Below are 12,613 nucleotides of genomic sequence, written 5' to 3'. Positions count from 1 at the left end.
AAGCTCCTTGTTCAGAGTCACATTTTTACAGGGCTTTTCCGTAAATTTAAATATGAACATATTCTTTGAAGGACCAGTATTATGGTCGCAGATAGACGCCAATATGCACCTGCGTCACTCGGCTTATGCCGACTTTGCCGCACAGGCGAGGCTAAGCCTCCTGGAGCAGGTAGGACTTACCGCAGTTCAGTTTATTCAGCAACAGCTTGGCCCCATCCTTTTCCGGGAGGAGCTGTTTTATCACCGGGAAATCAGCCCTAACGACAAAGTACGGGTTAGCTGTGAAATGACCAGGTGCCGGCCAGACGGCTCCCGCTGGTCCATTAAACACGAAATTTTCCGTGGCGACGGCACCAAATCCGCCACTATCCTGGTAGACGGCGCCTGGATAGACACCCGTAAACGTAAGCTCACCGGGCTTCCTCCGGAGCTTATGGAAAAATTCAAAGCAATCCCCCGTAGTGAAGATTTTGTAGAAGAAGCCTAGCGCGGATTTTGTCTGACTCAGGATTACGCTGATTATACTGATTTATTTTAAGATTTTATAAATGATTTAAAAAGCTTTTTGAGAGATAAAAGCTGATATTCGCTAATATCTCCCGGAATCCTTTAAAATCCAAAGTGATCAATCAAGGTAATCAGTATAATCAGCGTAATCCTGAGTCAGACAAAATCCGCGTCAGACAAAATCCGCTCCGTTATCTCACCGTAAGTGGCTTTGCCAATTTATCGGATTCCAGCTCTTTGATAAAAGGCAGCTGGTTCTGCAGGTATACCCTTGTGGATTGCTCCAGGTAGTTGTCCAGCTGGAAAAACTTGGCCGCTCTCGTTGCTCCCAGCAACTTGTTAAACTTCCGGAAATACCGCATTTGTAACCGCCCGAACTCCAGGTCATTATTAATAAACTGCCTGGTTAGCGAGTTCATTTTCTTTTCATCAATAGAAGAAAATTCTTCATTATACATTTTCAATAACGCAATACGCTCCGTTAACCAGGGACTCTTCTCCGTTTCATATTCAAGGAATGCAGATTGAAACGCCCGTTCCTCTAAAGGGGAAATCTTCAAAAAATCATTCAACAATGATTCTTTGTTCTTGCCAAAAATTTGTGTTACAAGATCCTCATTGGGCAAAACAGCTACTGCGGGCGTAATTTGGGCCGTTAACCGCCAGGCAGCACCCAGGATCATGAACAAACAGATAAGCTTTTTCATGCACTGAAAATTTAGGATTAATGGCAGGTTCAACCACAAACCTTTGCATTCAGGGGGTAACGGACACCAGCTCGGAACGGTGTAGTAGAATAAAAAGCAGGTGTAGTGCCCACTATATTATGGCAATGAATCTACCGTTTTATATAAACAATATCCGGCTACAAATGGTTGCAGATAACACCAAATAAAAAGGCCGCCTGAAAGCGTACTTTTAGGCGGCCCGATAAAAAAGAATGGATCTAATTCAGGGACTGCTGGTTGGATTTCATAAATGCATCATATGCTTCTTTTGTCCAATGCTGATAATCTTCCAAATTAATGCCCAGTCGTTCATCCCGCTCTACTTCCTTATATTCCCGGCTGTCCCAGTAACCTTTCGCCAATGATTCAATATTCCGGGAAACCGTGGCAGATGCTACTTCGTAATCGTCAGGATAACTTTTGTAGTTGCCAATTGCCAATACCTGGATTTCTTGTTTTACTGCTTCCTTACTTTGCTTTGCCATGGTTAAAATTTTTTAGTTCAACCGTTGGAAAACAAAAATGGTTCCCGTATCCTGCCAAGGGCCGCCTTTTTAAGGTTTCATTAACTTAAAATTATGTTAACAAGGTCATGGATGGGAATAGGTAACCACGTCTATACCCACGCCATTAGGGTCTTGTATGGCAAAATGCCGGTCGCCCCATGGCTCGTTGCGGATCGATATCTTTATTTCCACTCCTTTTGCTTTGATCTCCTCATATACCTTGTCCACATCATCTACCTCAATGGTCAGGTATACTCCTTTACCGTTAAAGGCTGTTTTAAACAACGGTTGCTGCGACCCATGCTCTGGTAATAAAAAACTGATCTCCGCCTGTTTGTCCGGTGTATGCAGCAAGAGGTAAAATTCGTTTTCGAACGACACCCCAAAGTTTAATATCTCCGTATAAAATTTCTTGCTCTCCGCTAATTTAGCAGTAATAATACCTGCATTCAGTTTCATTTTGCCGGGTTTTGCCTGTGAATAAATATTGGATATAAAAAAGAAGAAAATAAATACTAACAGCCCTCTTTTCATATAGGTTCCAGTTTTATGCCAGCAAAGTTAAGCCCGCGGCGAAATCATAAATTGTAAAAAACGGACAACTTATTTCTGGAACACCTTAGCAGGAGTAAGACCATACAGGCTTTTAAATTCGTGGATGAAGTGGGCCTGGTCATAATAACCGGCATCGAGGTAGGACTTATTCTTCCGGATATGGGCATGAGTGAATTGCAGGACTTTCTGAAACCTTACTACCTTACCGAATGCTTTTGGCGTATCGCCAATATAGTGCTCAAACAGGCGTCTTAACTGGCGGGAACTGATTCCCGGAGGCAAATCCTTCTCAAGGGTGATCATTCCTGCCTGCTGAACAATCAGATCCACCGCCTCCAGCAAACGGTTATCTGCCGGTAACGCTTTACTGGTATGGGCCAGCAGGAAGCTATCCAGCAATAATTTCAACTGTTGTGCACTTGTTTCTTCATGAAACCGGTTTGCCAGGAAACGGGCCGCCTCCGGCATCACGCATTCCAGGGCAATGGCCTGCCTGCTTAATTCAGCAGCATTGACCGGGAACATACGGGGAAACATACCCGGCAAAAACCGGATGCCTGCATAATTAAAATTTCCTTCCAGCGGAAAACAGGTATAGGCATCACTGAATCCCATGATAAAACTCTGCCGCGGATCATGCAGCTCAAAAAAAATATCCATGCAGCCATCCGCCACCACCCGATAATGGAAAGGCGCTGTTAGTGCATGTCTGGTATTAAGTTGCCAGTAGCAGTAAACATACTCCCGCAACCGGAGGTCAGGTAAAAACTCCCGGTACGCCACCATTTCTTCCGGTTGCGCTACAAAAGGCTGCACTGGCGCGTATGAGGTACGAATATGGGAAATGGCTGTCATTCTCCGTTCAGATCAATATGCAATTATAACATAATTGCCCTGATATACGCACTTCCGTAATTTCCCCACCTGCCAAGTACTTTTGAAACGGATTCGGCCAACCCTTTATTGTCTACAGGCTTCCCTTTTACCGGCGGCTTCAGCGCCTCTTCTTTGGTATCATCTATCAGTACCTTGGTAGCAAACCAGGTGATATGCTCATGTGGCAGGGCTACGCCCAGGATCATTCCAGGAAGGCCACTAAACGATTCCGGGCCGCCCGGCGTAACAATCGCATCCGTATAAAACGCCACTACGTAAATAGAATCCATGATAACGGCATTTGCCCGCCGGCAGTCAAACCCTGCGATGTTACGGGTTTCATCAGTGATCTTCCAGCGGATCTGCCGCATGGAATCCTTTACCAGGTACATCTGCTCAAATACCTGCTTCTGTGAAATACTCTGCATACTGTCCAGCCGGGAATACACTACATTTACTTCCGCCGGGGCTGATTCCCATATCGGCTTCTTGTTATCAGGATTATCTCTCCCCGGCTTATACAGCGATGTCTGATGAGAAAATGAATAGTCGAAATAAGTGACCTGGTATTGCGACATTCCCTTCTTCAACATATCCGTCCATGAATTATCCTCTCCTTTACTCAATTGATCCATGCGGGCAAAGAGGTTCACCCGCTTCTCAAATTCTATCCGGCCCTGCTCTAAAAAAGTGGTATGCTGCGCATGGGCGGGAAAAGCAAGAACTGCAAACAGTATAACGGCCAGGAGCATACGAATTTTCATACTGGTATTTTTCATAACATCATTCTTTAGGGGCGCCAGCGCCTAACTTGTTAAAGTTCCAGATAAAAGACAATAAGCCATAACGGCCAATGGTGCTGTATGTCCGCTGGCTGATGGTATTTGTTTGCACTGATCTGCTGAAGCCTATATTCTGGTTCAGGATATCATTCATAGAAAAATTAAGCTGCACCAGTTCCTTCTTCCCAAATTTTTTCGCTACAAAAGCATTCAGGATAGCCACATTATTATTGGTGGTAAACACCGGCGTTTTCTGACGGATGTTGTAATTCATGTCTGCATGCAGTACAAATTTAAGCGGCAGGAAGAAACTCACGTTTGGTGAAATGTTATAGGTCCAGTACTGTGTACGCAACGCTTTATTCACAGAGGATACGCTGTTGTTAAAATTAGCTTCGGCCTCAAAGGAGTATTCATATTTTTTGTCCTTGTACTTACTCACACTAATACCCATCCCTATATTGGAAGAGTTAGTGACATTCAATAACCCGTTCACATAGTTCACATTCCTGTTCAGGCCGCCGTTAGAAGTGCCCCCTACCCGAAGGTCCCAGGGGCTTATCTTCCAGCCCATATATAAATTAAACCGTCCGCTCCTGTTTCCGTCCAGGTTTACCGCCTGGCTGGTGGTTACACCGGATGTGTCTACCACGCTTTTGTCGCTGATGGCGTTGCTGGTAGAACCGTAAAACAAAGACACCCATATATTTCTCCCGGTCATTACTTTATAATCCGAGAAATTGATATTGAAATTATTGTTGAAAGATGGCTTCAGGGATGGATTACCCACCTGGAGCCTGAGCGGATCGTCATTCACACGGATAGGCTGCAGCTGTTCAATGCCAGGCTGGCTGGTATAACCGTTGTACTCTACCGTAAGGCGGCGCTGCTGCGAAAAGCTGTACCGGAACATCGCCCGGGGATACCAGTTCACAAAATCACGCTTCACTTCGTTATCCCGGAACATATCTTTCTGGCTGAAACTGGTAAGTCCTACGTTACCGCCTATATTAATACGGATCTTATTTTTCGTATAGCCATAACGGATACCACCTTTGTGTGTTAAAATATTAAAAGCATAATCGTTACTGTATAAAGAATCCAGGTCGCTGTATTTACCATCGGTTTGTTTGTTATAGGAGTTCCTGTTGGAATGATTGTTATCTATATTAATGCCATAGTTAAACAACAGGGAAGATGCTGCCGACAAAGGTTCCGTGTAAGTAAAATTACTGATAATACTGATGCTTTCGTTATTGGTGGTTTTAAGCTGATCTGTGTTTTGTACAGAATCCAGCTTACCTTGTTTATAGTATGCTGTATAAGCATCCAGCATGCCTTCCCCGTTGGTCCTGGAATAATTTTCGGCGAGGTTCAGGGAAAGCGTGCGACCCTTTTTCTTCAGTTTCTTACGCCATAGTAAATTGGCGTTCATGCTCCCGATGTCCGATACATTAGATGTTTTCCTTTCTCCGCGGTTCACCACCATATCATTCAGCTCCATGCCGCTGGAGCTGAGCATATTGGATATTTTATGATCCAGGCCCCCATCTACCTGCAGCTTAATGGAAGAAGTAGAATCAAACTGCCGCTCATAGCTGCCATTCAAGCGGTTCCTGAGAATGTTGTTATGAAAATTTTCTTTGGAATGATTGTAATAGATAGTATCCTGCAAGATATTCTGGGACGTGTTCTCACTGTTTCCATCTATATATAGCTTCATTATTTTGTAATTGCCGTTCACGTTCTGCCGGTCCCTGTCCCATTTATCGGAATAATGCAATCCCCCGGTTTGCACCAAAGGGTATCCGTCTCCGCGGTAACGGCCGTCCCAGCTGTCCAACTCATCGCCATTGAAACTGAATTCCACATCCCCATCATCATTAAAGGAAATATCCCCGGTGCCGGAGCCGAATTTTTCCCGGTCGCCCCAGTCGAGCCCCACCTTACCGGTATTGGACACAATGCCAAAAGCTGCCAGCTTCTTTTTTCCCCTGAATATATTCAGCATACCCTGGCTGTCGTGAAAGCCATTATCCCCGGCGCCTGCCGCCACTTTTCCAAAGTAGCCGCGTTTCTTATCTTCCTTTAGCTGGATATTAATGGTTTTGGACCGCTCTCCATCATCAATACCTGTAAAAGCTGCCTGGTCGCTCTTCTTATCATACAATTGCACCTTATCCACCATATCTGCCCGCAGGTTCTTGGTTACGAGTGTAGGATCATCTCCAAAAAATTCTTCCCCATCTACCAATACTTTTTTTACCGTTTCTCCCTGCGCAGTGATTTGTCCTTTGCCATTTACCTGTATACCCGGCAGTTTCTTCAACAGCTCTTCTACAGAGGCATTGGGAGCAGTTTTATAACTATCGGCGTTAAACTCTGTAGTATCTCCTTTCATTTTTATAGCGGCTACTTTTTGCTGTATCACTACCTCCTGTAGTAAACGGGATTTCAGCGTCAGCATAATTTTATCCAGCTGCACCGCTGAGGTATCCGACAATGTTAACGGCTCTACGTAATCGGCAAAAGCAGGATAAGTGATCATCAGCAGGTATTTCCCTGCCCGGAGGTTTGTTAATTCAAAATGCCCTTTTTCATCGCTCCTGGTAAACTTATATAAAATGGAGTCTTTTGCCTGCAGCAACGCTACTACTGATTTGGATAACTGTACATGATTAAGCGTGTCTGATACATTACCCTTAACGGAGGCATGCTGCGCCAGGCAGCAATGCGTAATGATCATACCGAGAATCAATCCGGATAGTTTCTTCATTTGTGGAGTATACAGGTTATTGGGTACAGATGCTATAAAGTTAAAATTCCATAATAAAAAGGGAACTTATGTTGCCATGTGTGATAAACATCTGTTAAATGGACATCCTACTTATCATGTAGAGAAAGAATATTAATAAAAAGATAACAGGTAGTAAGAGAAGATCATCATTTTTGAAATCCATAATTTATTGTATATTTTTAAAATTATCTATTCCCGTTATGAAGCACGAAAACTCATTAAGAAGCGCTAATTGGTTTGCCCGTGAAGGCAAAGATGGTTTTATATACCGCGCCTGGCTGAAAAAGCAGGGCATTCCCCAACATGAACTGGAAGGCAAGCCTGTTATAGGTATCTGTAACACCTGGTCCGAGCTTACGCCCTGCAACTCTCATTTCAGGGAACTGGCGGAAGCCGTGAAGCGGGGCGTTATTGAAGCAGGGGGTTACCCGCTGGAATTTCCCGTAATGTCGTTAGGTGAAACCCTGATCAAACCTACCGCCATGTTGTACCGCAACCTGGTGAGCATGGATGTGGAAGAATCTATCCGCGCCAATCCCATTGATGGCGTGGTGTTGTTGTGCGGTTGCGATAAAACCACACCGGCATTGGTGATGGGCGCCTGCAGCGTGAATATCCCCACCATTGTAGTATCCGGCGGCGCCATGCTTACAGGCAGGCACAGGGGAAACAGCATTGGTACCAGCGATATCTGGCGGTTTAGTGAAGATGTAAGAGCGGGCAGGATGACCAACGAAGAACTGGCTATGGCGGAAGCCGGCATGTGCCGCAGCGACGGTCATTGTGCGGTAATGGGCACCGCATCTACCATGGCCTGCATGGTGGAATCCCTGGGCTTATCGCTGCCACAGAACGCAGCGATCCCCGCACCGGATGCCGCCCGCAAAATACTGGCGCACCTGTCTGGTAGCGAGGTCGTAAAAATGGTCCGGGAAAACAGACGATTAACAGATATCCTTACGAGGGAAGCTTTTGAAAACGCCATCCGTGTAAACGCAGCCATCGGCGGCTCCACTAATTTCGTGATCCATTTGCTGGCCATTGCAGGCCGTATAGGCGTGGAGCTGAACCTGCAGGACATGGACACCTTTTCCGCCAATATCCCGCTGATCGCCAATCTACAGCCATCCGGCAGTTACTTCATGGAAGATCTTTATTATGCCGGCGGACTGCCAGCTGTGATCAATGCTCTGCTGGATCATCTTCACAAAGATTGTATCACCGCCAATGGCAAAACCATTGAAGCAAATTATGCCAGTGCTGCCAGTTATAACAAAGAGGTGATTTCATCAATAGATAATCCCTTCAATCCCGTATCGGGCATCGTGGTGTTGAAAGGCAACATCTGCGAACAGGGCGCCGTTATCAAACCCTCGGCTGCCAGCCGGCACCTGATGAAGCATACCGGTAAGGCAGTGGTGTTTGAAGACATAGACGATTACAAAAAACGGATCGATGATCCTGCGCTGGATGTAGACGAAAACAGTGTGCTGGTGCTTAAAAATGTAGGGCCAAAGGGCTACCCGGGAATGCCTGAAGTAGGCAACCTGGGATTGCCTGCAAAGCTGCTGGCCAGGGGCATTACCGATATGGTGCGCATTTCCGACGGACGGATGAGCGGCACCGGCTTTGGCACCGTAGTGCTGCACGTATCGCCGGAAGCTGCGGCAGGCGGCAATCTCGCCATTCTCCGCGATGGGGATGTGATTACGCTGGATGTACAGCAGCGCAAACTGGAGGCCGCCATTTCCCCGGAGGAAATTGCCCGCAGGAAAGCAGCCTGGCAACCGGTTTACCCGCAATCGGCAAGAGGTTATGTGCAGCTATACCAGCAGCATGTGGAACAGGCGCACCTCGGTGCGGACCTCGACTTCTTAAAGGGCAGCTCAGGCAGCGAAGTAACCAGGGACTCACACTAAAAAACAGCTTATGACATTTGATAAGAAAGTAGCTATTGTTACCGGCGCCGGACAAGGCATCGGGTTCGAGATCAGCAAACAACTGGCATTACAGGGAGCTACCGTGATCCTGAACGATATTGATACTGCCCTGGCGCAACAGGCCGCAGCCGCCATTACCGCCGCAAAGGGGCATTGCATCCCACTGGCCGGCGATTCCGGCGATATCAGCTTTATCCGGCAAATGGTGAGCACCGCTGTTACACAATTCGGACGGCTGGACATTGTCATTGCCAACGCAGGGATCACCCTCTTCGGTGATTTCTTTACCTACACCCCGGAAGCATTTAACCGTGTTATGCAGGTTAACCTGGGCGGTACCTTTTTCCTGGCGCAAACTGCCGCCAACCAGATGAAGCAACAACCCGGGGGAGGATCCATTTTGTTCACTTCTTCCGTAACCGGTCACCAGGCGCATAAAGACCTCGCTGCTTATGGTATGAGTAAAGCAGCACTGGAAATGCTCGCCAAAAACTTAGTGATTGAATTATCGGCCTTCAAAATTACAGTGAACACCATTGCGCCCGGCGCCACGCTCACAGAACGTACGCTGGATGATCCTTCTTATGAAAAAACATGGTCAGACCTCACTCCCATGGGACGCCCTGCCTATACGCAGGATATTGCCAATGCGGCGTTATTCCTCGTGTCCGACCAGGCGAGGCATATTACCGGTCAAAGCCTTATTATTGATGGCGGGTGGACCAGCATCAGTCCTTCGCCATTTTGATTTGCCGGCAAAACCACCTCATTGACAGGGCATTACACCTTATCATTTTGAGCTACCGTTCTGCAATAAGCTCCAGCAGTTCCTTTGCACTCAGCTTCCCCGACTGATCACTGCCCTCCAGCAACTGATCGGCCAGATCCCGTTTGCTGTTATGCAGTGCAATGATCTTTTCTTCTATTGTATACTGCGCTACCAGCCGGTAGATGGTGACCGGCCTGGTTTGCCCGATACGGTGCGCCCTGTCGGACGCCTGCTCTTCAATAGCCGGATTCCACCACGGGTCCATATGGATCACATAATCTGCTGCTGTTAAATTAAGCCCTAATCCCCCTGCTTTCAGGCTGATCAGGAACAACTGCCCGCTACCTGCCTGGAACTCCTTCACCAGCTTATCCCGCTGCGGTATGGGAGTGCTTCCATCCAGGTAGAGATAGGTAACCCCCTGCTGATCAAGCGCTGCCCTTACCAGGTCGAGATGCTTTACAAACTGGCTGAACACCAGCGCGCGATGATTATTTGATACCAGTTCTTCTACAATTTCCCGGAACACAGTTAATTTGGAAGATGGGATATCGGCGTCGGCCTCCACCAGCTGCGGGTTACAGGCCGCCATCCTCAACCGGCTGATTTCCGCCAGTGCGCGGATATGCTGCTGCGCCATACTACCTTCCTGCGCCTTGATATTTTCCAGCGCCTTCCTGCGCAGGGCTTCGTAAAAGGATGCTTCATCCGGCGAGAGGCTCACCAGTTTTACGATCTCCGTTTTAGGCGGCAGTTCATCCAGCACCCCCGTTTTGGTACGGCGTAATATAAACGGGGAGATCAGTTTTTTCAGGTGCTGTTTCACCGTACTTTCCGGGTTTCTCACCGAAGGGAAAACAAATTGTTTGTTGAAATGATCCAGTGTGCCCAGCAACCCGGGATTGAGGAAGTTAAACAGGTTCCAGATCTCTGCCATATGATTTTGTATAGGCGTTCCCGTTAGCATGAGCTTAAACCCCGCCTGCAGCGACATGGCCGCTTTGGAAGTTTTTGTCTGGAAGTTCTTGATCATATGCGCTTCATCCAGTACCAGTGTGGGCCACTTTACGGAGGCCAGTAGTTTTTCTTCTGATTGCAATAATCCATAAGTAGTGATCACCACATCAAAAGGGCCGGCGCCTTTGATTAAGGCTGAGCGGCGGCCGTTGTGCAGGAATATTACATTCAGCGTAGGCGCAAACCGGCTGATCTCATTGCTCCAGTTATTCACCACAGAGGCCGGGCAAATCACCAATGCCGGGCCATCGGGCGCCCGGTGCAGGAGCAATGCAATAGCCTGTATAGTTTTGCCCAATCCCATATCATCTGCCAGGCAGGCGCCCGCTCCCCAGGCAGCCAGGTGGGTCATCCAGCGGAAGCCTTCTTCCTGGTAGGGCCGTAGAGTGGTCTGGAGTGTAACCGGCACCGTTATATCCAGCGCCATGGCAGCAGCCCTTTTATTTACAAAGGCTTTCCAGGCAGCATCTGTAATCACGCTGCCGGCATGCTCCAATAACTCGTCCAGCACCGGGAGGGCATATGGTTGAATGCTTACATTATCACGATCCATATTGGCCACGCTGGCCATTTCGTTTAGCCGCCGGCGTAAGTCGCCCGTTAATGCCAGGTACTCCCCGTTCTGTAACGCAATAAACCTCTTCTTTACGGTTCTGGTAGTATCCAGCAGATCTTTTAATGCCAGCACGGTAGCTTCGTCCACTTTTAATTCACCGGTGCACATAAACCAGTGATCTTTTTCTTTCAGTGAAATATGCAATTGCGGGAAGCCGGCCTGCTGTCTTATTTTGTAGCGCTCCCCCTCCGGCCATTCTGCCCTCACCAGTTCGGGATGCTCATAAATTATTTCCAGCAGCTGCAAACAATCCAGCGGATCTTCAAAGATGATAGTATCGTCTGAAAGGTCCTGGTCTATGGCACCCTGGATGAGATGCAGCAGGGTGGTTACATTATCTTTTTCCTTAGCCAGGTCGCGGATCGCCTGCCACCGCTCCCCGTTACTGATGCCAATAATATTGTGGGCGCCTGTACCGGGTTTGCAATATGGCGGATCGCTGGTAAAGGGTTTCACATAAATACCGGCTTTTAACCCGTCGCCCAGCGGCAGCAGTTGTACTACAATGCGGCTGTCGGCAGGGCGCCTGCTGATATTCGCAATATCGCCCATATCGGCATGGATGGTGAGGTGCGCGCCAATACTTTTCAATACCTGTACCAGTTTGTCTTTACCCGCTGCGGGCACTACAGGGATCTGTTCCAGCGTTTGCAGTAAACGGCGCTGCTGGGCGGTAAGATGAATGATCTTCAGGCGGGTATTACTCTCTTTTACAAACACCGTTTCACTGACGTAATCGTGTACATTGGCACTGAAAGTATAGCCATGCCCCGTCCTGTTAACACTCAGCTCCGGTTGCGCCTTTATAATCTCAACGGAAACAGAAATATCATCTGCAGAAAACAACAGGGGGTGGCCTGCAATCTCCTCCCATACTGTTTCAGCGAATGAATAGGATTCTCCGTCGTAATTGTAATAATGTTCTTTCTGCACAGTGGCGCCTATCCTGAAGTCCTGTTCTGTCATGGCTTCCGCCTTGCCTTCCTTTAGTTTTTTCAGCGCCACATTACGGCCGCTGCTCCAGGTATTATTGCCCTGGGAAGTTTGTAATACGGGCTGGATCTTATACCGGTCAAAATCTATCAGGTAGATTAACCGGGAAGTGGCCGCATTTTTTTCTTTTTTTGTAAGATAAGTATCGGCGCCCAGTAAGGTGTTTAGTAACCGTTCCCAGTCCGGCGTTTGCTCCATCTGTGAAAATACCGGCGGATGGGTGATAATATCGCCGGCTTCCCGGTATATGCTTTCATATCCCTGGTAATCATCTTCCTTAAATAAATATAAATATTCGTAGGTCAGTAACCGGTAGTGACGTTCCATGCCGAGCGACAGCAAACGTGCAGCGTGAATGCTGAAAGTGCGCAACAATTTACTTTTTGGGTGCAGCAGCTGCAAACATAATACCGACAGGTAACTCAGCAGGTTGCTCTCCCCACTTTCCAGGATCAACAACAGCAACTGTTCCCCCTTTTCCTTCCTTCCTGCATGAAAATGCAGCAGGCAAACAGCAGGAGTGATAG

10 protein-coding genes are annotated in these 12,613 nt (G+C 47.5%); 3 read left to right on the top strand and 7 right to left on the bottom strand.

What is annotated here, in order from left to right:
• Positions 1–487 (top strand): thioesterase family protein (locus tag VIM72_RS27610; protein ID WP_332006038.1); only part of this gene is annotated, 487 nt, incomplete at its 5' end.
• A gap of 211 nt (positions 488–698) precedes the next feature.
• Here VIM72_RS27610 and VIM72_RS27605 read toward each other — a convergent pair.
• The 6 genes from VIM72_RS27605 to VIM72_RS27580 all read right to left on the bottom strand — a co-directional run bounded on the left by VIM72_RS27605 (position 699) and on the right by VIM72_RS27580 (position 6,730).
• Positions 699–1,214, bottom strand: coding sequence for a hypothetical protein (locus VIM72_RS27605; RefSeq protein WP_332006037.1), 516 nt, complete (start codon positions 1,212–1,214; stop codon positions 699–701).
• Positions 1,215–1,453: 239 nt separating this feature from the next.
• On the bottom strand, positions 1,454–1,720 hold the full coding sequence (locus tag VIM72_RS27600; protein WP_332006036.1) for a hypothetical protein: 267 nt from the start codon (positions 1,718–1,720) through the stop codon (positions 1,454–1,456).
• Between the two features lie 105 nt (positions 1,721–1,825).
• Complete coding sequence (locus VIM72_RS27595) at positions 1,826–2,275, bottom strand: VOC family protein (protein ID WP_332006035.1); 450 nt, start codon at positions 2,273–2,275, stop codon at positions 1,826–1,828.
• A gap of 69 nt (positions 2,276–2,344) precedes the next feature.
• Positions 2,345–3,151: a helix-turn-helix domain-containing protein gene (locus tag VIM72_RS27590; protein ID WP_332006034.1), complete on the bottom strand. Its 807-nt coding sequence runs from the start codon at positions 3,149–3,151 to the stop codon at positions 2,345–2,347.
• Between the two features lie 23 nt (positions 3,152–3,174).
• On the bottom strand, positions 3,175–3,951 hold the full coding sequence (locus VIM72_RS27585) for a GLPGLI family protein (RefSeq protein WP_332006033.1): 777 nt from the start codon (positions 3,949–3,951) through the stop codon (positions 3,175–3,177).
• A gap of 4 nt (positions 3,952–3,955) precedes the next feature.
• Positions 3,956–6,730: an outer membrane beta-barrel protein gene (locus VIM72_RS27580; RefSeq protein ID WP_332006032.1), complete on the bottom strand. Its 2,775-nt coding sequence runs from the start codon at positions 6,728–6,730 to the stop codon at positions 3,956–3,958.
• A 221-nt stretch (positions 6,731–6,951) separates the two neighbouring features.
• On the opposite strand from VIM72_RS27580, the gene VIM72_RS27575 reads away from it, so the two are divergent.
• Both VIM72_RS27575 and VIM72_RS27570 read left to right on the top strand, forming a co-directional pair.
• The gene (locus tag VIM72_RS27575) at positions 6,952–8,670 is read left to right on the top strand and encodes an IlvD/Edd family dehydratase (RefSeq protein ID WP_332006031.1); all 1,719 of its coding nucleotides are present in this window, start codon (positions 6,952–6,954) and stop codon (positions 8,668–8,670) included.
• 10 nt (positions 8,671–8,680) lie between these two features.
• Positions 8,681–9,439, top strand: a complete 759-nt coding sequence (locus VIM72_RS27570; RefSeq protein ID WP_332006030.1) for an SDR family oxidoreductase — start codon at positions 8,681–8,683, stop codon at positions 9,437–9,439.
• 52 nt (positions 9,440–9,491) lie between these two features.
• Here the strand turns inward: VIM72_RS27570 and VIM72_RS27565 are convergent.
• On the bottom strand, positions 9,492–12,613 hold a 3,122-nt coding region (locus VIM72_RS27565), incomplete at its 5' end, for a DEAD/DEAH box helicase (protein WP_332006029.1).

The sequence above is a fragment of the Chitinophaga sp. genome (assembly GCF_036569185.1).
In the GTDB taxonomy this organism is placed as follows: Bacteria; Bacteroidota; Bacteroidia; order Chitinophagales; family Chitinophagaceae; genus Chitinophaga.
This window is presented reverse-complemented; position numbering and strand designations above follow the sequence as displayed.

What these genes read in the sequence shown, in the direction of transcription:
- VIM72_RS27590 (WP_332006034.1), bottom strand. Translation starts at nt 3,151, where the DNA reads ATGACAGCCATTTCCCATATTCGTACCTCATACGCGCCAGTGCAGCCT.
- VIM72_RS27600 (WP_332006036.1), bottom strand. Translation starts at nt 1,720, where the DNA reads ATGGCAAAGCAAAGTAAGGAAGCAGTAAAACAAGAAATCCAGGTATTG.
- VIM72_RS27595 (WP_332006035.1), bottom strand. Translation starts at nt 2,275, where the DNA reads ATGAAAAGAGGGCTGTTAGTATTTATTTTCTTCTTTTTTATATCCAAT.
- VIM72_RS27570 (WP_332006030.1), top strand. Translation starts at nt 8,681, where the DNA reads ATGACATTTGATAAGAAAGTAGCTATTGTTACCGGCGCCGGACAAGGC.
- VIM72_RS27575 (WP_332006031.1), top strand. Translation starts at nt 6,952, where the DNA reads ATGAAGCACGAAAACTCATTAAGAAGCGCTAATTGGTTTGCCCGTGAA.
- VIM72_RS27580 (WP_332006032.1), bottom strand. Translation starts at nt 6,730, where the DNA reads ATGAAGAAACTATCCGGATTGATTCTCGGTATGATCATTACGCATTGC.
- VIM72_RS27585 (WP_332006033.1), bottom strand. Translation starts at nt 3,951, where the DNA reads ATGAAAAATACCAGTATGAAAATTCGTATGCTCCTGGCCGTTATACTG.
- VIM72_RS27605 (WP_332006037.1), bottom strand. Translation starts at nt 1,214, where the DNA reads ATGAAAAAGCTTATCTGTTTGTTCATGATCCTGGGTGCTGCCTGGCGG.